The organism is Flavobacterium sp. (assembly GCF_039595935.1).
Taxonomy (GTDB): Bacteria; Bacteroidota; Bacteroidia; order Flavobacteriales; family Flavobacteriaceae; genus Flavobacterium.
Genome location: NZ_JBCNKR010000005.1, coordinates 58,554 through 77,339 on the forward strand (window position 1 = coordinate 58,554; position 18,786 = coordinate 77,339).

Annotated in this window: 22 protein-coding genes and 1 riboswitch; of the genes, 17 read left to right on the forward strand and 5 right to left on the reverse strand. The window is 32.9% G+C overall.

Annotation, left to right across the window (positions count from 1 at the left end; all coding sequences use genetic code 11):
• Positions 1-110 precede the first annotated feature (110 nt).
• Positions 111-485: a hypothetical protein gene (locus tag ABDW27_RS07490; protein ID WP_343695328.1), complete on the reverse strand. Its 375-nt coding sequence runs from the start codon at positions 483-485 to the stop codon at positions 111-113.
• Between the two features lie 151 nt (positions 486-636).
• Here ABDW27_RS07490 and ABDW27_RS07495 point away from each other — a divergent pair, with 151 nt between their 5' ends.
• The 4 genes from ABDW27_RS07495 (at position 637) to ABDW27_RS07510 (ending at position 2,853) form a co-directional block, all read left to right on the forward strand.
• The gene (locus ABDW27_RS07495) at positions 637-843 is read left to right on the forward strand and encodes a hypothetical protein (RefSeq protein WP_343695329.1); all 207 of its coding nucleotides are present in this window, start codon (positions 637-639) and stop codon (positions 841-843) included.
• A gap of 61 nt (positions 844-904) precedes the next feature.
• Complete coding sequence (locus tag ABDW27_RS07500) at positions 905-1,486, forward strand: pseudouridine synthase (RefSeq protein WP_343695330.1); 582 nt, start codon at positions 905-907, stop codon at positions 1,484-1,486.
• Positions 1,487-1,537: 51 nt separating this feature from the next.
• Positions 1,538-1,993 (forward strand): tRNA (cytidine(34)-2'-O)-methyltransferase, encoded by a 456-nt coding sequence (locus tag ABDW27_RS07505; RefSeq protein WP_343695331.1) that lies wholly within the window; start codon positions 1,538-1,540, stop codon positions 1,991-1,993.
• 68 nt (positions 1,994-2,061) lie between these two features.
• Positions 2,062-2,853 (forward strand): hypothetical protein, encoded by a 792-nt coding sequence (locus ABDW27_RS07510; RefSeq protein WP_343695332.1) that lies wholly within the window; start codon positions 2,062-2,064, stop codon positions 2,851-2,853.
• On the opposite strand, the gene ABDW27_RS07515 is transcribed toward ABDW27_RS07510, so the two are convergent.
• The 3 genes from ABDW27_RS07515 to ABDW27_RS07525 form a co-directional block, all read right to left on the reverse strand.
• Positions 2,840-3,616 (reverse strand): ABC transporter ATP-binding protein, encoded by a 777-nt coding sequence (locus ABDW27_RS07515; RefSeq protein ID WP_343695333.1) that lies wholly within the window; start codon positions 3,614-3,616, stop codon positions 2,840-2,842. The two genes, ABDW27_RS07510 and ABDW27_RS07515, sit on opposite strands and share 14 nt — an antisense overlap.
• Before the next feature lie 117 nt (positions 3,617-3,733).
• On the reverse strand, positions 3,734-4,702 hold the full coding sequence (locus ABDW27_RS07520; RefSeq protein ID WP_343695715.1) for an iron ABC transporter permease: 969 nt from the start codon (positions 4,700-4,702) through the stop codon (positions 3,734-3,736).
• 61 nt (positions 4,703-4,763) lie between these two features.
• Positions 4,764-5,906, reverse strand: coding sequence for an ABC transporter substrate-binding protein (locus ABDW27_RS07525; protein ID WP_343695334.1), 1,143 nt, complete (start codon positions 5,904-5,906; stop codon positions 4,764-4,766).
• Between the two features lie 96 nt (positions 5,907-6,002).
• Here ABDW27_RS07525 and ABDW27_RS07530 point away from each other — a divergent pair, with 96 nt between their 5' ends.
• The 8 genes from ABDW27_RS07530 to ABDW27_RS07565 all read left to right on the forward strand — a co-directional run bounded on the left by ABDW27_RS07530 (position 6,003) and on the right by ABDW27_RS07565 (position 13,733).
• A complete protein-coding gene (locus ABDW27_RS07530; RefSeq protein ID WP_343695335.1) occupies positions 6,003-6,365 on the forward strand; it encodes a DUF5522 domain-containing protein in 363 nt (120 codons plus the stop codon).
• 30 nt (positions 6,366-6,395) lie between these two features.
• The gene (locus ABDW27_RS07535) at positions 6,396-6,776 is read left to right on the forward strand and encodes a four helix bundle protein (protein WP_343695336.1); all 381 of its coding nucleotides are present in this window, start codon (positions 6,396-6,398) and stop codon (positions 6,774-6,776) included.
• Positions 6,777-6,806: 30 nt separating this feature from the next.
• Positions 6,807-7,331, forward strand: a complete 525-nt coding sequence (gene cobU / locus ABDW27_RS07540) for a bifunctional adenosylcobinamide kinase/adenosylcobinamide-phosphate guanylyltransferase (RefSeq protein WP_343695337.1) — start codon at positions 6,807-6,809, stop codon at positions 7,329-7,331.
• Positions 7,332-7,422: 91 nt separating this feature from the next.
• Complete coding sequence (cobT, locus tag ABDW27_RS07545) at positions 7,423-9,102, forward strand: nicotinate-nucleotide--dimethylbenzimidazole phosphoribosyltransferase (RefSeq protein ID WP_343695338.1); 1,680 nt, start codon at positions 7,423-7,425, stop codon at positions 9,100-9,102.
• A gap of 111 nt (positions 9,103-9,213) precedes the next feature.
• On the forward strand, positions 9,214-9,999 hold the full coding sequence (locus tag ABDW27_RS07550; protein WP_343695339.1) for an adenosylcobinamide-GDP ribazoletransferase: 786 nt from the start codon (positions 9,214-9,216) through the stop codon (positions 9,997-9,999).
• Entirely contained in the window at positions 9,984-10,514 is a 531-nt protein-coding gene (gene cobC, locus ABDW27_RS07555; protein ID WP_343695340.1) for an alpha-ribazole phosphatase, read from the forward strand. The genes ABDW27_RS07550 and cobC overlap by 16 nt, the downstream gene beginning before the upstream one ends.
• Positions 10,515-10,587: 73 nt before the next feature.
• A riboswitch (cobalamin riboswitch) is annotated at positions 10,588-10,792 on the forward strand.
• Between the two features lie 26 nt (positions 10,793-10,818).
• A complete protein-coding gene (locus ABDW27_RS07560; protein ID WP_343695341.1) occupies positions 10,819-12,669 on the forward strand; it encodes a TonB-dependent receptor in 1,851 nt (616 codons plus the stop codon).
• Between the two features lie 5 nt (positions 12,670-12,674).
• Positions 12,675-13,733 (forward strand): hypothetical protein, encoded by a 1,059-nt coding sequence (locus tag ABDW27_RS07565; RefSeq protein ID WP_343695342.1) that lies wholly within the window; start codon positions 12,675-12,677, stop codon positions 13,731-13,733.
• Positions 13,734-13,802: 69 nt separating this feature from the next.
• Here the strand turns inward: ABDW27_RS07565 and ABDW27_RS07570 are convergent, their stop codons facing one another.
• A complete protein-coding gene (locus tag ABDW27_RS07570) occupies positions 13,803-15,278 on the reverse strand; it encodes a S41 family peptidase (RefSeq protein WP_343695343.1) in 1,476 nt (491 codons plus the stop codon).
• Between the two features lie 159 nt (positions 15,279-15,437).
• Here ABDW27_RS07570 and ABDW27_RS07575 point away from each other — a divergent pair, with 159 nt between their 5' ends.
• The 5 genes from ABDW27_RS07575 to ABDW27_RS07595 all read left to right on the forward strand — a co-directional run bounded on the left by ABDW27_RS07575 (position 15,438) and on the right by ABDW27_RS07595 (position 18,708).
• The gene (locus ABDW27_RS07575; RefSeq protein ID WP_343695344.1) at positions 15,438-15,947 is read left to right on the forward strand and encodes a sigma-70 family RNA polymerase sigma factor; all 510 of its coding nucleotides are present in this window, start codon (positions 15,438-15,440) and stop codon (positions 15,945-15,947) included.
• A complete protein-coding gene (locus ABDW27_RS07580; RefSeq protein WP_343695345.1) occupies positions 15,934-16,425 on the forward strand; it encodes a hypothetical protein in 492 nt (163 codons plus the stop codon). Before ABDW27_RS07575 ends, ABDW27_RS07580 begins: the two co-directional genes overlap by 14 nt.
• Before the next feature lie 16 nt (positions 16,426-16,441).
• Positions 16,442-16,969 carry a DUF4252 domain-containing protein gene (locus tag ABDW27_RS07585; RefSeq protein WP_343695346.1) on the forward strand — a complete coding sequence of 176 codons (528 nt, stop codon included), beginning with the start codon at positions 16,442-16,444 and terminating at the stop codon, positions 16,967-16,969.
• A 2-nt stretch (positions 16,970-16,971) separates the two neighbouring features.
• Positions 16,972-17,508, forward strand: coding sequence for a DUF4252 domain-containing protein (locus ABDW27_RS07590; RefSeq protein WP_343695347.1), 537 nt, complete (start codon positions 16,972-16,974; stop codon positions 17,506-17,508).
• A 114-nt stretch (positions 17,509-17,622) separates the two neighbouring features.
• Positions 17,623-18,708: a S41 family peptidase gene (locus tag ABDW27_RS07595; RefSeq protein ID WP_343695348.1), complete on the forward strand. Its 1,086-nt coding sequence runs from the start codon at positions 17,623-17,625 to the stop codon at positions 18,706-18,708.
• Positions 18,709-18,786 lie beyond the last annotated feature (78 nt).

Below are 18,786 nucleotides of genomic sequence, written 5' to 3' on the forward strand. Positions count from 1 at the left end.
ATATAAGCCGACAGCCTCAGAAAACAGGGAGTTTACCATAAGATTAAGACTTTATCATAATCAAATGTTATTTGACATTAAAAGCTCGTAAATCCGGGAAAATTTCAGTATTATTTTTCTTCATCCAATTTCATATTTCCCCGATCTTCGTGATTATCAGGGTGTGAGTTTGGATAACGATTGGGTGTAATGTCTGAATTTCTATCTTTATTTTCTACTGTTTTATTCGCTTCTTCTTCGGTCGAAACGCCTCGGTTTGAATTTGGATTATTTGGGTTTACATCGCCTTTGACTTTGTCAATATCCTCGTTTTCATTTCGTGCTCTTTTTACAACTTCTTTATTTCCGTCAGCATCCGTTACAACTTCTTTTTTTAGATTGGCATCATCTTCTTTTCCATCGTGCGAAATATTCTTTCCTTTTGTTTCGTCTATATTTTTTTGTACTCCATTTATCTTTTTAGAGCCTAAATTATTAGCTTCCATATCATTATTATTTTTAGTTTCTATATTAATATTACGAATTCTTATTTTTATAATGAAAGAGTTTAACATTGCTTTGTGGTAATACGGGCAAATCTTTCATAATTCATTATCTTTATTTACAATATTTTACGTTTTAACTAATTTTGATGCTATGAACTTTTTCAAAATCAAAACCAGCTGGTCAAATGCCGAATTTATTCTGATAAAATTATGCATGGCTTCCATTTATATTCTTGTTGGAAGTTACTTTCATGATTTCTTCCAAAACTATTATGCACCGCTTTTAATTATTTTTGGAATTACGGTAATCTGGTTTGTATCTGCATGGCTAAAAAAGCTGAATTCAAAAAGTGAATAATCGATTCTCATATTTGCTATAATACTTGCAGAACAACGCTATCTTTGTAAAAAATTAAAACATGCACAGACATTTCATTCTTTTTAAACCTTACGGCTATTTAAGCCAATTTATTTATGAATTGAAAAGAAAGAAAAAGCTTTTGGGAGAACTGCATGATTTTCCAGAAGGCACAATGGCAATTGGAAGACTTGACGAAGATTCTGAAGGTTTACTTCTCCTGACGACTGACGGAAATATGAGCGAACTCGTTAGAAGTAAAAAAGTTGAAAAAGAATATTATGTTCAGGTTGATGGTGTAATTACTCCGGAAGCGATTGAACAATTACAAAAAGGTGTTGAAATTGGACTCGATGGTGGCAAATACAAAACAAAGCCTTCCAAAGCTTTTATAGTAAATGAAATTCCTGATTTTGGAGCAAGAGCCAAAAAAATCAGAGACGAACGTCATGGGCCAACTTCATGGGCATCGATCACAGTAAGAGAAGGAAAATTTCGTCAGGTTAGAAAAATGACTGCTGCAGTTGGTTTTCCTACTTTACGCTTGGTTCGTGTTCGAATAGGAAATGTATATTTGCAGAACCTAAAAGCCGGAGAAGTCCGCGAGGTTTCTGATTTTCAATTAGAAAATGAGTCAATTTGATAATTAGGTAATTTCAGAAATTCATAACTCATAACTCATAACTCAAAAAAAATGCTAAACGTTGTTCTTGTAGAACCAGAAATACCAAATAATACCGGAAATATCGGGAGATTATGCGTAGGTACAGAAAGCCGACTTCACTTAATTCATCCTTTTGGGTTTGTGATAAATGATAAAAACTTAAAACGTTCGGGGTTAGATTATTGGGTTCATCTTGATGTAACGGAATATGAAAATGTAGAGGAATGGATAAAACAGATTCCGGATCATTCGCGTGTTTTTTTAATGAGTTCTCATTCTGAAAAATCCTATTTAGAAAATGAATTCCAGGATGGTGACTGGCTGGTTTTTGGAAAAGAAAGCGTTGGTTTGAGCAAAGAATTTATGGCAAGATTCGAAAATCATTTAACGATTCCGATGTCACCGCTTATTCGTTCTTTTAATATTGCAAATTCGGTTGCGTTTGTGGTTGGTGAAGCTAAGAGACAGATTAAACTTAAAGGTTAATCTTTTAATTGGAAAAATTTATAAAAATTAAAATATAATTAATCTTTACACATTGTAATCAAAATAATATGAAAAAAGAGATCACAGTTGATAAAGCTATTAATAAAGGTCAGTTAAAACTTATTTTTCTACCACTTTTGATCTTTTTTATTTTTATTGGCTTGGGTTTATTTTTTGAAAAAAATCAATTCATCGGAGCATGGATAATGCTAATAAGCTTATTCCTTGGTTTTATATTTAGATGGTTAACATGGAGTTTTTTTGTTAACAGATGGAAAATATGGGCGTTTGAAAACGTTCAAAATGTACATGAATTAAAACAAAAGGCAATTGAGCAAAAGTTAATATGGAGAGATGGAAGCTGGTTTGAAAAAACAGAATTTAAAAGCCAAAAACAAAAAACAAAACTAAAAGAATTAGAGAAAAAGTTTCTTAAAAAAGATGTTTATAAAGATGACATAAATGTGCCGAAAGAAACAAAAATTTTTTATTCAAAATTTACATTAATAACAAATATATCTATTTATTTTTTTTCATTTTCATTCATAGCTTTTTACATTTTTGAGAATATTATAATAAGAATTGTTTTAGTAGTAATAGCTGTCTTTTTAAATTATAGTTTAATTAAAAAACTTATAAATAGAGAACCACAAATTATAATTAATGACTTAGGAATTAAATTTGAAAGCAAAAAGTTAATTCCATGGAATAAAATTCAAAATGAGCATGTTATAACTAATTTTCTTGTTTTTAATGACACATCTATTGAAACTGAATATTTGAATATCAAAACTAGTAAGCTAGAAAAATTGCTTCGAGTTTACAGAGTTCGTTTTGAAAACAATTCTACGTCACGATAAACTTTCCTTTTTCGGCATCAAAAATTATATGTTCGTCTTTAAACAATTCTGCAAAACTTCCGTTTGAAATTAAATTACAAGGTTCATCCTGAACTACATTTTCAGGAGTCATGAGAATCATTTCATCACTTAATTGTATTGCCAGATCAATATCATGAGTTGAAAACAAGATACATTTTTGAGTTTCCTGAGTCAGCTTTTTTAGAAGTTTAAATAACGAAACTTTATGAAGTAAATCTAAATGCGTGGTTGGTTCATCCAGAATAATTAGCGGAGTATCTTGTGTCAAAGCTCTGGCTATTAAAACTTTTTGCAATTGTCCATCGCTAATTTGATAATGTTTTTTATGCGAAAGATGTTCGATTTGTGTCAGTTTCATGGCTTCCTGAACTTTTTCGATATCTGTTTGGGTTAAAGTTCCAACCCAATTTGTATAAGGCTGACGACCAAGCGCCACTAATTCAAAAACAGAAAGATTACTCGGCGGCAGTTTTTCTGTTAAAACCAAACTTAAATTCTGCGCTAAATCTAAAGGCTGATAAGCCGAAATATCTTTGTCATTCAAATAAACATTTCCCACCAAAGGATGCTGAATTCCTGTAATGGTTCTCAGTAAAGTCGATTTCCCAATTCCGTTTGCTCCAATTAAAGAAATGAGTTTTCCTGAACTTAAATTTAAATTTAAATTCTCAGCAATAGTCACAACCGTTTTCTTGGATTTATATCCAATGTTTAAATTTGTTGTTTTTAAGATACTTATCATTTTTTTTAAGTTGCTAAGGTTCTGAGATACTAAGCTGCTGAGTTTTTTCTTTTGCCACAGATTTCACAGATTACATAGATTTTAATCATTTAAATCCGTGAAATCTGTGGCAAAAAATCATTTAAAATTTCTTTTTCTAACTAAAAGCCAAATCACAACCGGCGCACCAATTATAGACGTTATGGCATTTATGGGAAGCGTAACATCGAATCCCGGCATTTGCGAAACAATATCACAAAACAGCATTATAATCGATCCAAAGAACAAAGTACTCCAAAACAGAATCGTATGATTACTAGTTTGAAAAGTCAGCTTTGCAATATGCGGAACTGCCAGTCCAACAAAAGCAATTGGCCCTGCAAAAGCAGTAATTGCTCCAGACAAAATACTCGTTGCAAATATGATAATCAGTCTTGCTTTTTTAAAATTAAGCCCCATACTTTTTGCGTAGTTTTCACCTAACAATAAAGCATTTAAAGGCTTGATACTTTTAGCACTTAAAAGCAGTCCAATTCCAACACAAACTGTCAAGATTCCAATTATTGACCACGAAAGATTTCCAAGACTTCCCATTGACCAAAAAGTAAATTTCTGCAATTGTTCTGCCGTGCTGAAATACGTTAAAACACTCACAATTGCAGTTGTAAAACTTCCAAACATTAATCCGACAATTAAAATTGCCATTGTATCGCGCAATCTTTGCGAAACAACTAAAACCAATAATAAAACTAAAGTACTTCCAAATGTCGATGCTATTACAATTCCGTATGATGAAAGCGCAATAACGCTCAAAAATGAAGGCAGAAACCCTGCACCTAAAATTACAAAAGCAACGCCTAAACTCGCACCTGAACTTAATCCTAAAACATAAGGCCCCGCAAGCGGATTTCGAAACAAAGTCTGCATCAAAAGTCCGCTCATCGAAAGTCCGGCTCCAACCAAAACAGCCGTAATCGCTTTTGGCAAACGGTAATTAATTATAATATATTCCCAAGTCGATTTTGCTGCATGACCACCCGTTAAACTGGCAAAAACATCTTTTAACGGAATCATAACCGATCCTAAACTAATGCTTGCCAAAAACATCAGTAAAAGACCAAGGGCCAAAACGACAAATAAAATAGTATTTCGTTTTTTATCTGCCAATTTAGTTCAGTTTTGATGCAAAAGTAAATTCGTAGCTCGTCATTAAATCAGGATGAAAAATTTTGATATAATCTTTTAAAACCAAATCCGGACGACTTGGCGCTAATTCATAATAAACTGTTCCGCCGGTTGCTCCTAATTTCCCTTCAAAATTGTAAACATTTTTATTTTTAAAAGCATCAAATTCTCCATAATGCGGATTTGCTTTTTGCAGTTCATCCAAACTTTTAAACGATCCTGATGCAATCCAGATATCAGCTTCTTTAGCTTTATCCAGTACTTTTTCAAAAGACAATCCTTCACTTCCTGTTCCCTTTAAATCTGCCCAGATATAATTTGCTTTGGCATCTTTCATAAATTGTGCAACCCAGCTGTTTCCTTTTGCAACATACCAAACATCTTCATACATTGAACCATATAAAACTTTAGACGTAGAAGGTTTATCAGCTACTAATTTTTGCGCTTGTTTATAACTGTCAACAATTTTATCAAAAAGCTCTTTTGCTTTATCTTCTTTTCCAAATAAAGCACCATACAATTTTATCCATTCGGCTTTACCAAGTGGAGACTGCTCCATCCAATCGCCTTGAATTAAAACATTCAAACCGCTTTTTTTCAAATTATCCAGCATCGGGTTATTGTTGTCAACTCCAAAAGTTACAATCAAATCTGGCGACAATTCTATTAATTGTTCGATATTTAATTTTTCATTTTGTCCAACGTTTTTCACAGAACCTTGATCAATTAAAGCTCTTGTTTTTTCAGAAGAAATATAATCAGTATGTGGAAAACCAACCAACTTATTCTCTACCTCAAGCATTTCTAAAAACGGAATGTTAGTCGTTGAAGTCACCACAACAGACTCTAAAGGAACCTGAATTGTGGTATAAGACTGAAGGCTGTCCGGAACTTTTGCCTCTTTTTCCTTTAAGATATATTTGAAATCTTTATTTGCGTTAGGCCATGGATTTGAAACTGTTACAACAGAATAATCATCATATTTCTCAATTGAAAGTCCAGATGCGTATTCGATACTATTTTTTACGGTTTCAGTTTTTGCTACTTCGCTCGTTTCGTTCTTCTTACATCCAAAGAGAATAAAAAAAGAAGAAATAAAAATCAATTTAGGGAATAAATGTCTCATATTTTACGTTTTCGAAAGGAACAAAGGTAAAGCATTTTCTATTTTTTTTGTTTATCTTTATTCTTACAAAATTCAACAATTTGTATCTTTGCTTTTATGAATACCACAAAAACAAAAATCTGCTCCAGTTGTGAATCTCAATTTACATGTGGAGATATTTCGGTTGAAAACAAATGCTGGTGTAACGATTACCCGCCAATTTTCAACCTTTCTGAAGGAGGAGACTGCCTTTGTCCTTCTTGTTTTAAAGAAGCCTGCGAAGATAAAATCGATGCGTATGTTGAAACTATTACTCCTAAAAACGCCATCAAAAATAAAGCAAAATCTTTACCGAAAACCGAAAAATTAATTGAGGGAATCGACTATTATACCGAAAACGGCAACATGGTTTTTAAAGCCTGGTTTCATCTAAAAAGAGGAACTTGCTGTGGTAATAAATGCAGACATTGCCCCTACTAATTGTTAATTATAAATTGTTAGTTGTTAATTATGAAAAACAACGTTATAAAAAATAAAAGTTTTGATTTTGCAATCAGAATTGTCCGCTTATATCAATATTTAAATAATGATAAAAAAGAATTTATACTTTCCAAACAACTTTTAAGATCTGGAACAAGCATTGGTGCCATGATTAGAGAAGCTGAACACGCTGAAAGCAAAAGCGATTTCATCCATAAATTAGCTATTGCCCAAAAAGAAGCTAATGAAAGTATTTATTGGTTAGAATTATTAAAAGCAACGGATTATTTGAATGAAAAAGAATTCGAAAATATTAATAATGATGCTATTTCTATTTTGAAATTAATAACCAGTATTCTTAAAACTTCCAAAAATAATTTAGAAACAAAAAAAGTTTCTAAATTAAATTAATAATTAACAATCAACAATTAACCATTATAAATGATTTATCTAATTACCGGCGGCGAGCGATCAGGAAAAAGCAGTTATGCACAAAATCTGGCATTACAGCTTTCAGATTCACCAATGTATGTGGCAACTGCCAGAAAATGGGATTCTGATTTTCAAAACCGAATTGACCGCCATCAACAGGAAAGAGATGAACGCTGGACCAATATTGAAAAAGAAAAATATCTAAGCGAAATTGATTTTTCCGGAAAAACTGCTTTAATTGACTGTGTTACGCTTTGGCTGACTAACTTTTTTGTTGATCATAAAAATGATGTTTCACTAAGTTTAGAAGAAGCTAAAAAAGAATTTTTTTCGATTGCCAGTCAGGAAAATGCAACGCTGATTATTGTGACCAACGAAATTGGGATGGGTGTTCACGCTTCAACCGAAATTGGCAGAAAATTTACAGAACTGCAAGGCTGGATGAATCAGTTTCTGGCTTCAAATGCTGATGAGGTTGTTTTGATGGTTTCGGGAATTCCGGTAAAGATTAAGGGAGAAAATTCCAAATTTTAAATTCAAATTCCAAGGCTATACTTTATCTTTACTAGAATATTTCAATTATGAAAAATTGGAATTTGGAATTTAAAAAAATTGGAATTTAAAAATGAGCAATTTAGACGATATATTAAAATCACGCCGTGATACTCGACATTTTACAGCCGATGCCGTTCCTGATGAAGTTATTCAAAAAGCTTTACAGGCTGGTCATTGGGCGCCTTCTGTTGGGCTTACTGATGCGACGCGATATTATATCATAAAATCAGATGAGGTTAAATGTGCCATCAAAAATCTCTTTTTAGATTACAACAAAAAAGCCGAAGAACTTACTGATAATCCGGAACAAAAAGAGTTGTACCGATCATTAAAATTGGAAGCTATTGAAGAAGCCCCAATCGGACTTATAATTGCTTATGATCGTTCGGTTTTAAATCAGTTCACTATTGGAACTATTGGCAGTAATGAAGCGGTAAAATTCAGCTCGGTTTGTGCCGCGCAGAATATTTGGCTTTCACTTACCGAACAAGGTTATGGAATGGGCTGGGTTTCGATTCTAAATTATTATCAGTTTAAAAAAATTCTCGATTTACCCGAAAATATAGAACCGCTGGGTTATTTCTGCATTGGTAAACCTGCTACAAATTACGGCAATCAGCCTATGCTGCAGCAATTACACTGGAAACAAAAATCAGAAAAGGCAGACAGCAGAGAAATTACAGAAATTCATAAAATCAACATTTCTGATTTTACCCCTATATCTCCCGATAAAAGCAAAAACCCAACAGATTTCAATACGCTTTTACAAGAAAAAATAGATTCTAAAACCAAACCTGTTGGATCGTTAGGCAGATTAGAAACTCTGGCGTTTCAAATGGCTTCGGTTTTTGAGACTTTAAATCCGAAAATTACAAAACCTAATGTTGTTGTTTTTGCTGCTGATCACGGAATTGCCAATCATGGCGTAAGTGATTATCCGCAAGATGTAACCCGCCAAATGGTCAATAATTTCATGGAAGGCGGTGCCGCAATAAATGTTTTCTGCAGACAAAATAATATTGAATTATCGATTGTAGATTCGGGAGTAAATTATGACTTCCCTACAAATGCTAAATTGATAGATGCAAAAGTCGCAAAAGGAACTCAGTCATTTCTTCATGTTGCCGCCATGAGCGAAACTGAATTGAATTTATGTTTCGAAAAAGGAAAATCAATCGTTGAAAACATCGCTAAATCAGGTTCAAATTGTATTGGTTTTGGAGAAATGGGAATTGGAAATACTTCAACAGCTTCTGTTTTAATGAGTCTTTTAACAGGTTTTTCTATTGAAGAATGTGTTGGAAAAGGAACCGGAATAAACGACGAAAAACTGCTTAACAAACAAAACATCCTCAAAAAAGCTTTAGATAATTATTCCGGTCAAGCCGAATTAAAACAACAGCTTGCTTATTTTGGAGGTTTTGAAATTATGCAAATGGCAAGCGGAATGCTGACGGCTTTTGAAAATAAAATGCTGATTCTTGTTGACGGTTTTATTTGTTCTGTGGCCTATTTAATTGCTTTTAAAATCAATCCAAATATTAAAAAAAATGCTGTTTTCTGTCACTGTTCTGCAGAACAGGCTCATCAAAAATTATTAAATTATTTAGAGGCAAAACCTATTTTAAATTTAGATTTGCGCTTGGGCGAAGGAACCGGCTGTGCAGTTGCATTTCCTATTTTAAAATCGGCTGAAAGTTTTTTAAATGAAATGGCCAGTTTTGAAAGCGCTGGAGTGAGTCGTAAATAGTTTTCAATTTGTCATTGCGAGGAACGAAGTAATCGCATTATCTGAATCAATTTTTATTGGGATTGCTTCGTTCCTCGCAATGACAGTATCAAACCAAAAAAATATCTTTAAATGAAAAAAGAATTACACATTTTCTTTACCTGTTTAATGTTTTACACCAGAATTCCATGTCCAAAAAACATAAATCATGATCCCGATTATTTAAACAAAGCAACCAGATATTTTCCTTTTATTGGCTGGATTGTTGGATCAATTTCATTTCTGGCATTTTACTTTTTTTCTCTTTTTCTTTCTACAGAAACGGCAGTAATTTTTGCTATAATAAGCTCCGTTTTAACAACCGGAGCATTTCATGAAGATGGTTTTGCAGATGTCTGCGACGGATTTGGTGGCGGCTGGACCAAAGAAAAAATCCTCATGATTATGAAAGACAGTGCTATTGGTGCGTATGGTGCCATTGGTTTAGTTTTGCTTTTTTTGGCAAAATTCAAATTGTTATCAGAATCTATTTCAATTTTCACAAATAACATTTTACTGATTTATCTATTATTTATTTCTGCTCATTCATTGAGCCGTCTGGCTGCCATCAGTATTATTTTCACGCATGAATATTCCCGTGATGATGCTTCAAGCAAAAGCAAACCCATTGCAAAAAACCATAGCTCGAAAGAAGTTTTAGGTTCTTTTTTCTTCGGATTAATTCCGTTGCTGGCTCTCTCCTATTTCAATTATAAAATTCTTTTAGCTTTAATTCCCGTTTTTATCACAAGGTATTTTTTAGCCCGATATTTCCAAAAATGGATTGACGGCTACACTGGAGATTGCCTTGGTGCGACGCAGCAGGTTTGCGAAGTCATTTATTATGTAAGCATTCTTTTTATATGGAAATTTATTTAGTCCGCCACACCGAAACCGTGTGCGAAAAAGGAATCTGCTACGGTCAATCTGATGTAAATATTCTCGAACCTTTTAATGAAATTTTTGACAGGATTATTTCAGAATTACCTTCAGAAGCCGTTATTTTTTCAAGTCCCTTAAAACGCTGTTCTATTTTAGCAAAACACGTTCAGCAGAATATAAAAACTATTTCTTATCAGGAAGATGATCGGTTGAAAGAAATGAATTTTGGTGACTGGGAATTAAAAAACTGGAACGAAATTCCGCCTGAACAATTAAATCTGTGGATGGAGGATTTTGTCAATATTCAGGTTTCAAATGGAGAATCTTTTGTTGATTTACATAAAAGAGTTGAAAGTTTTTTATCTGATATAATTTCGCAGAAACCTCAAAACCCCATCATAATTGTAGCGCATGCCGGTGTTATTAGAAGTATTTTATGCCATCATACTTCACTGCCTCTGAAAGAAGCTTTTCAAAATAAAGTTGACTTCGGACAAGTCGTAAAAATCTGATTTTAATTGAGTTTTGTTTATAATTTTATCGAAAAAGTAAAACAAATTTGAATAATGAATATTTTTAACTTTATCTTTGCAGGCAAATTAAGGTTGTGTTTTTATTTCGAAAACACATTAAAAGGGAATCAAGTAAAATCTTGAGCTGTACCCGCAACTGTAAGCTTAGTTCTGAAAAGAATGCTGTTGTAACTGCAAACCACTGTCACGTCATACGCGATGGGAAGGTAAACAACAAGACGCAAGCCAGGAGACCTGCCTTTATAACAAATATCGAGCTCTCGGGAAAAAGAGTGGAGAAATTATGACTTTAAGAATACGTTTTGCTTTTTTACTTTTAATGTTGTGCCAATTCATTTCGGCGCAGAGCGATTCTATTAAGCTAAAAGAAGTGGTAGTTTCTGATGCCAATCTTAAGAAATTCTCCAATTCGCAGTCGGTTTTAAAGCTCAGTGATTCTATTATCAATAAAAATGAAGCTTTATTAACTGATCTTCTCAATTTTAATTCTACCATTTATTTTAAAGAATACGGACGCGGAATGCTTTCTACGGTTTCTTTTCGTGGAACTACTTCTTCGCAGACGGCAGTAATCTGGAACGGAATTAATATTAATTCGCAAATGAACGGAAGCACCGATTTTAATACGATTTCAGGTTCTGATTATAATTCGATTAGTGTAAAAGCCGGCGGAGGAAGTGTTATTTACGGAAGCGGTGCCATTGGCGGAACGGTGCATTTAAACAACGATCTGGCATTTTATAATCGTTTTGAGAATAATTTAAAACTGGATTACGGAAGTTTCAACACTATTGGAATCAATTATAAAACGAATATTTCTAACGAAAAATGGAGCGCGCAAATTGGTTTTTCTAAAAACAGCTCGACCAACGATTATAAGTATTTAAACCGTTATACATGGCGTGGCGAACAGCGCTGGAATCAAAATGGCCAGTATGATATTATCACAATGAGTGCTAATGCGGGTTATAAAATTGATTCAAAAAACACTTTAAAATTATACAGTCAGTTTTCAAATACAGACCGAAATACTTCTCTGGTAGTTGAAACAGAAACGAAAAGCAAATACATAAACGGTTTTAACAGAAACCTGTTAGAATATGATGGTGATTTTGGAAAATTTAAAACCAATTTCAAAACGGCTTACATTTTTGAAAACTATCAATATTTTGCCGATAACTCGACCAATCAATATACTTACGGAAAAACCGAAAGTTTAATTACAAAACTTGATTTAGGCTATACTTTATTCAAATCGACGCAGGTAAACGGAATTTTTGATTATAACCGAACAAAAGGTTACGGATCGAGTTTTGGTGACCATGTTCGCGAAATCAGTTCTGCAGGATTATTGATCAAACAAGATTTTTCTACCGAATGGAAAAACGAACTCGGAATTAGAAAAGAGTTTACCGATAATTATAAATCTCCGGTTTTATTCTCTTTAGGTTCAACGTATCAGTTTAGCAAATTGTACAATTTCAAACTGAATGTATCCCGAAATTACAGAATTCCAACTTACAATGACTTGTATTGGGAAACGGGTGGGAACCCTGATCTAAAACCTGAAAGTTCTTATCAGGCAGAAATTGGAAACGTATTTACTTTCAAAAATATTTCGCTTACGCAGAATTTCTATTACATCAAAATCAAGGATTTACTGCAATGGGTTCCGGGTAAAAATGGCATTTGGAGTCCTATAAACAAAGACAGAGTGAACAGTTATGGCGCTGAAACCTTGTTGAGCTGGAAAAAACAATACGGTAAAAACAATTGGAGCGCAAACGCATCTTATGCCTATACAGCTTCAAAAGATGAAGAAACTAAAAAGCAGTTGTTTTTTGTTCCTTATAATAAAGTAACGGCTTCGGCAGCTTATTCACGAAACAGAATATCGGCTTATTATCAATTTTTATATAATGGTTTTGTGTACACAAGGGCCGATAATAATCCGGACGAAATTATAAACGATTATATGATTTCTAACATCGGTATCGATTATGATTTTAAATTCTTAGACTCTTTTAAACTTGGTTTTCAGATTTTAAATCTCTTCAATAAAGATTACGAAAGTCTGGAAGACAGGCCAATGCCGGGTAGAAATTTCAACATGTATTTAACTCTAAAATTTTAATATTTATGAAACTTAGTAAATTACTTTTAATTGCGCTTAGCGTTTCGTTATTCGTTTCTTGTTCTAGTGACGATGATACAGATGACAATGAAGTTGTAATACCAAAAGGACAATATGAAAATGGATTCTTTATTTTAAATGAAGGAAGTGCAGGACAAGGAAGTGTTTCTTTTTCCAGCGATGATTTCAGTGTTTTTACAAAAGATGCTTATACTGCTGCAAACGGAAACGATTTACTTGGGAAATATGCTCAAAACATCTTTTTTAACGGAGACAACGCTTACATTATTGCCGGAGGTTCTAACGTTATAAATGTAGTAAACCGATATACTTTTAAGTTAGTTGCTAAAATCGAAACAGGACTTGTTAATCCAAGATATGGGGTTGTAAAAGATGGTAAAGCCTATGTAACAAATGCTAATACGTATTACGGAAAAGATTATCCTAACGGAAATACAGATGACTATGTAGCTGTAATTAATTTGGCTACAAATACTTATGAATCGAAAATTGATTTGAATGCAACTGCAAACAGAATTATTGAAGAAAACGGTAAATTATACATTACTGAGCCTTACAATAATGACAAATTATTAGTGGTAAATATTGCTAATAAAACATTAGAAACTCCTGTAACTATTGGTTCAAGCGCTGATACAATGGAAGAAGAAAATGGAACTTTATACATTTTAAGAGGTCCTTACGGAGACAGAAGCGAAATTGTAAAAGTAAAATTAGCTGATAAATCTGTTTCTAAAATTACTTTCCCTGAATCATTAGACGGAGCTGGATACTTAGATATCTACCAAAGTAAAATTTACTATACAGTTGGTAATTCAGTTTACTCTATTGCTACAAGTGCTGCTGAAGCTTCTACAACTGCAATATTAACAGCTAACTTGGGTTATTTATACGGATTTGCTGTAAACAACGATCATATTTTCTTAGCTGACAGTGGTGATTTTAAAGCTGATAGCAAAGCATACATTTATTCTTTAACCGGAAGTTTACAAAAAGAATTAACTGTTGGAGTGGGTCCAAACGGTTTTTACTTTAATGATTAATTCATTTCTTTAGAATTAGTTTATTTGTTTTTGGTAAAAAAAGGCTTTCATTTCTGAAAGCCTTTTTTTTTATCTCAATATCCCTGAAAATTCTTTTGGAGTACTTTCCAGATACATTTCGTTTCGTAGTCCGTTTAATTTTTTAGAATCGCTTATGTAAGGTAAAACCAAGCTTTGATCGTTTTGGATTTTTTTAGCCGCAGAACCTGTGATTTTAGAAATTGCTAAATTCAATAAAGGCTCAGAAGGGTCTCCTAAAACACCATAACTGCTCACGTATTCATATTGCACATAAGTTGGCGTTAAACCTTGTGTATAATCTCCAAAATCTGCTGCATTCGAAATTTTAAACACCAAAGGCTGCATCGCATATTTATGATTTGGGTTTACATTAGTTTTAGTAAAAGTTGGCGAATCATAAACCGTAAACGATCCCACATTTTTACCAATGGTAGTTTCTCCAATCTGAACTACATTAACATAAGGTTTTAATCCGTTAATCACTAATTCACTTGCTGATGCCGTGTTTGAAGTTGTAATAATATATACTGTAGCCATATTTAAGCTGTTTACAGTATTTCCATCAAAACTAGCTACAAATCTTTCATTCAGAGATTCTAAATCATCCGAAGTCATACCTGCCATTAGTTTGAAATTATATTGTCTTTTCGAAAATATCTTTCCTTCAAACTGCCCCGTAATCATACTTGCCAAACGTGTAGAAGAACGCACAGAACCTCCACCGTTGTATCTTAAATCCAAAATAAAATCAGTAACCCCTTCTGCTTTTAACTGGCCAAAAGCCTGATTTAAACGTGCGTCATAATCTCCATAAAAACCATTGTACATTAAATATCCTATTTTATGTCCGCCGGAATTGATCACTTTATTTATTAAAATTGGATTTTCTTCTAAAGTTGTTTTAGTCAATGAAACTGATTTTCCATTTAAAACAAATGCAGAACCGGTATAATCAGCAAAGTTTAAAGTATAAGTATCTCCGCCGCTTAACAATAAAGACTGGTAATTTGAAACTGTAAGTTTTGTTCCGTTTACTGCCGTAAATAAATCACCGCGTTTAATATCTTTACCCGAAGCATCAGAATCGGGAATAATATAACGCACATAACCTACCAAATCATTTGACCCTTCGGCTACTCTTGTCAATTTAAAATCTACCCCGTTATTTTTTGTAATACCGTTAAGTTCTTGTTCTAAAACCGTATAATCATCAACCATCCAGCTAAAACGATCAATTGCATTACTTGGATATTTGCTTACCGGTTTGTTTAATAAATCCTGAAATAATTCTTCCGGATCTGAATATCCGGATAAATAAGCATTTAATTCGTTCTGAGAGCTAAAACGGTCATCGGCTAAATTAGGAACATCAGCCTGCCATAAATAAACCTGATTTAGGCCTTTCCAAATAAAATCATTGACTTGTAATTTAGCAGGAGTTCTTACATCATCCTCATCTTCACAAGATTGCAGAGCAAATGTTAATATAAATAAAAGCAGTATCGATTTTAAAATTGGTTTCATAGAAATTTAGGTTTCGGTATAGTGGTATTCTATTAACGTAAAAATACTACCTTTAGTTTTAACTCTTGATCTTTTTTTATAAAAAATTTCAATAGTGGTGTAACAAAAATAATTGTGCCTCGTCTTGACTATATAAGCTAACGAATAACCTTTTAATTTATGAACCAGAATGTGTTTATAGAATTAGTTAATCCTTTTAAAGACAAAGTTTTTCGTCTGGCAAAACGATTGCTTACCAGTACTGAGGAAGCCGAAGATGCTACTCAGGAAGTAATGGTAAAATTATGGAACAAAAAAGAGAATCTTAACGATTATAATAATGTAGAAGCGCTGGCAATGACCATGACCAAAAATTATTGTCTGGATCAGTTAAAATCGAAAAGAGCCGGAAATCTGCAAATTGTTCACACCAATTTTACAGATCGTGAGCCGCAATTAGACCGAAAACTGGAAGATGCTGACAGTTTAGAATGGGTTGAAAAAATAATAAATCAGATGCCGGAACAGCTTCAGCTTTTAATTCAGCTTCGGGATGTAGAACAATATGAATTTGAAGAAATTGCCAAAATTGTAAATATGAACGAAACGGCAATTAGAGTAGCTCTTTCGAGAGCGAGAAAAAAAATAAGAGAATCAATGGTAAATGCACACAGTTATGGAATTAGATAAAATCGAAAATATATTAGAAAAATACTTTCAGGGAGAAACTACTATTGCTGAAGAAAATCAATTAAAAGAATATTTTTCTTCATCAAATGTTGCGCAGCATTTGGAGCAGTATAAACCTGTTTTTGGTTATTTCTCTCAGGTAAAACAACAAAAATCAACGCAGGAATTAGAAAACCTTACCTTAACAGGAGAAACAATCCCGTTAAAAACTAAAAAACGAAATCTGGTATGGTTGTCGATTGCCGCTTCGGTAGTTGTTTTACTAGGAATTGGAACCTTCTTTTTTGCTGGCGAAGAAAATAATACTACTGCAGTGGCTTCGCAATCAGAATTAGGAACCTACGATGATCCGGAAGAAGCTCTCGCCGCAACGCAAAAAGCTTTGGCCTTATTATCAAACAAAGTTAATGTAGGTATTGAAAGTGTACAATACATTAACGAATATGAACAATCAAAAAACAAAATTTTTAAACAGTAAATTAAATTTAAAAAACATGAAAAATTTCATCATAACTTTAGTATTCGCATTCGTTACACAAGCTTTTTACGCACAAAGCGCTTTTGACAAGTATGACGGTCAGGACGATGTAACCTCAGTAATTGTAAACAAAAAAATGTTCGATTTAATGAGCAAAGTAAAAGTTGATGCTTCTGATAAAGAAACACAGCAATATATTAATCTGATCAAAAAATTGGATTACTTAAAAGTGTTTACAACCAAAAATCCTAAAATCGAAGCCGATATGAAAGCTTCTGCTGATAAATACATCAAAACTGCCGGTCTGGAAGAATTGATGCGTATAAATGACAGCGGTAAAAATGTCAAGATAATGGTAAAATCCGGAGCAAGCGATACACAAATAAAAGAATTATTAATGTTTGTTGACGGTGCAAAAAACAACGAAAGTGTCTTATTGTCTCTTACAGGTAATTTTGATTTAAATGAGATTTCTGTACTTACAGACAAAATGCAGCTTCCTGGCGGAACAGACTTAAAAAAAGCATCTAAAGGCAAAAAATAATTATGAAACTCAGCGTTTTTACCACAGCCCTTTTAGCATTACTAACTCTTGTAAGTTGTAATTCTGAGCCTTCACTACAAAAATATTTTGTAGAAAACACAGATAAAAAAGATTTTATTGCGGTTGATGTTTCACCAAGTATTTTGAATTTAGAAAAAGTCAAATTATCTGCAGAACAAAAAGAAGCTGTAAATTCATTCGACAAAATGAACATTTTAGCCTTTAAAGCGACAGATAAAAATCAGGCTGAATTTGAAACTGAACGCAAAAAAGTAACCGCGATTTTAAAAAATCCAAAATATCAGGAATTAATGAAAGTTGGTTCTGGTAAAGACGGTGCTTCAATAAGTTATGTCGGCTCTGATGAAAACATTACAGAATTCATCGTATTTGCCAACAGAAAAGAAAATGGTTTTGCTGTTGTTCGTGTTTTAGGAAACAATATGAATCCTAATAATATCATGACTTTAATGTCGGTTTTAAAAGAATCAAAAATCGATATGGAGCAATTGAAACCTTTGCAGCAGCTGGTTAAATAATTATCTTACTTTAAAACGAAGAAAGCTCCTTAACCGGAGCTTTTTTTATTTTAAATTATATCTTTAACACATTATTTATCAAAGCCAAAACTTATTAAAAAACAAATTTAATCCATGAAACCAAACTCAGTTATATTAACCTTTTTACTTCTGTTTTGTTTTTCTGCAAATAGCCAAACCGAAAAAAAATTAAGCAAACCCGAAAAAGATTTCGAAACTTTCTGGACAGCTTTCAAAGACAATTATGCTTTTTTTGAACTTAAAAAAGTGAATTGGGATGAAACCTACAAAAAATTTCGTCCTTTGATAACTAAGAAAACAAAAGAAAAAGAACTTCTGGAAACTTTTGAAGCAATGGTCGCCCCATTAAAAGATGGACATATTACGATTTCAAAAGGCGATAAAGTAATTTATAAAGTCAAAAAACAATCTTCTTTTTTAGATGAATTTAAAGGAATTGAAAATCAGTTGTGGGAAACGAGTTTTTCAACATTAGAAAATAACGGTTTTTCAAAAATAAAAGGAAGCGGACCTTTATTTAAAGATATTCCGTTATACAATTCTGCAAGAAACACAGATATTGGCTACATTAGAATTTCGAGATGTTTTGGTAATATGGAAAGTCTTTTTGATGACAAAAAAGAAAAAGAAGACATCGACTTAATGCTTACTCTTTTTGATAGTATTTTAGGATCTTTTTCAGATACCAAAGCCATAATCATTGATATGAGATCAAATGGCGGCGGTCATGGCGGCGATCTTTTAGCTGGCAGATTTGCATCTGCAAAAAGAATAACGCATTATAAGTCTATCCGACAAAAAGCAGATTATGAAAATTTTACAATTCCTGAACCTATTTACATCACACCAAATAATGGCGTTCAATATTTAAAGCCAATTGTAATTTTGACAAATGACAGAACGGCAAGTTCTGCAGAAGATTTTACGATTTCTCTTTATCAACAATCAAATATAACTACTATTGGAACTAATACTTCGGGAATGATGTCGGATATGTTTGGAACCGATTTATCTAACAAAATTTCATTTACACTTTCGAACCAAAGATATTATTCGACAGATAACAAATTACTTGAAGACATTGGAGTTCCTGTAAAAATTGAAGTTAAAAACACCAAACAAGATATCGAAAAGAAAATAGATCCGGTCATTTTAAAAGCTATTGAGGTTTTAAAATAAGATCAGGAAATTTACTTATTTAGTGTATACTATGCGTACACGCACTGCTGTGCGTCTCTACGAAAAAATGGAATTAAA

Excerpts from the sequence above, each read along its gene's own strand:
- cobC (WP_343695340.1), top strand. The coding sequence starts at position 9,984 with ATGGAAATTTATTTAGTCCGCCACACCGAAACCGTGTGCGAAAAAGGA.
- ABDW27_RS07560 (WP_343695341.1), top strand. The coding sequence starts at position 10,819 with ATGACTTTAAGAATACGTTTTGCTTTTTTACTTTTAATGTTGTGCCAA.
- ABDW27_RS07530 (WP_343695335.1), top strand. The coding sequence starts at position 6,003 with ATGAATACCACAAAAACAAAAATCTGCTCCAGTTGTGAATCTCAATTT.
- cobT (WP_343695338.1), top strand. The coding sequence starts at position 7,423 with ATGAGCAATTTAGACGATATATTAAAATCACGCCGTGATACTCGACAT.
- ABDW27_RS07515 (WP_343695333.1), bottom strand. The coding sequence starts at position 3,616 with ATGATAAGTATCTTAAAAACAACAAATTTAAACATTGGATATAAATCC.
- ABDW27_RS07565 (WP_343695342.1), top strand. The coding sequence starts at position 12,675 with ATGAAACTTAGTAAATTACTTTTAATTGCGCTTAGCGTTTCGTTATTC.
- ABDW27_RS07585 (WP_343695346.1), top strand. The coding sequence starts at position 16,442 with ATGAAAAATTTCATCATAACTTTAGTATTCGCATTCGTTACACAAGCT.
- ABDW27_RS07505 (WP_343695331.1), top strand. The coding sequence starts at position 1,538 with ATGCTAAACGTTGTTCTTGTAGAACCAGAAATACCAAATAATACCGGA.
- ABDW27_RS07570 (WP_343695343.1), bottom strand. The coding sequence starts at position 15,278 with ATGAAACCAATTTTAAAATCGATACTGCTTTTATTTATATTAACATTT.
- ABDW27_RS07580 (WP_343695345.1), top strand. The coding sequence starts at position 15,934 with ATGGAATTAGATAAAATCGAAAATATATTAGAAAAATACTTTCAGGGA.
- ABDW27_RS07510 (WP_343695332.1), top strand. The coding sequence starts at position 2,062 with ATGAAAAAAGAGATCACAGTTGATAAAGCTATTAATAAAGGTCAGTTA.
- ABDW27_RS07495 (WP_343695329.1), top strand. The coding sequence starts at position 637 with ATGAACTTTTTCAAAATCAAAACCAGCTGGTCAAATGCCGAATTTATT.
- ABDW27_RS07590 (WP_343695347.1), top strand. The coding sequence starts at position 16,972 with ATGAAACTCAGCGTTTTTACCACAGCCCTTTTAGCATTACTAACTCTT.
- cobU (WP_343695337.1), top strand. The coding sequence starts at position 6,807 with ATGATTTATCTAATTACCGGCGGCGAGCGATCAGGAAAAAGCAGTTAT.
- ABDW27_RS07575 (WP_343695344.1), top strand. The coding sequence starts at position 15,438 with ATGAACCAGAATGTGTTTATAGAATTAGTTAATCCTTTTAAAGACAAA.
- ABDW27_RS07520 (WP_343695715.1), bottom strand. The coding sequence starts at position 4,702 with ATGTTTTTGGCAAGCATTAGTTTAGGATCGGTTATGATTCCGTTAAAA.
- ABDW27_RS07550 (WP_343695339.1), top strand. The coding sequence starts at position 9,214 with ATGAAAAAAGAATTACACATTTTCTTTACCTGTTTAATGTTTTACACC.
- ABDW27_RS07500 (WP_343695330.1), top strand. The coding sequence starts at position 905 with ATGCACAGACATTTCATTCTTTTTAAACCTTACGGCTATTTAAGCCAA.
- ABDW27_RS07595 (WP_343695348.1), top strand. The coding sequence starts at position 17,623 with ATGAAACCAAACTCAGTTATATTAACCTTTTTACTTCTGTTTTGTTTT.
- ABDW27_RS07490 (WP_343695328.1), bottom strand. The coding sequence starts at position 485 with ATGGAAGCTAATAATTTAGGCTCTAAAAAGATAAATGGAGTACAAAAA.
- ABDW27_RS07525 (WP_343695334.1), bottom strand. The coding sequence starts at position 5,906 with ATGAGACATTTATTCCCTAAATTGATTTTTATTTCTTCTTTTTTTATT.
- ABDW27_RS07535 (WP_343695336.1), top strand. The coding sequence starts at position 6,396 with ATGAAAAACAACGTTATAAAAAATAAAAGTTTTGATTTTGCAATCAGA.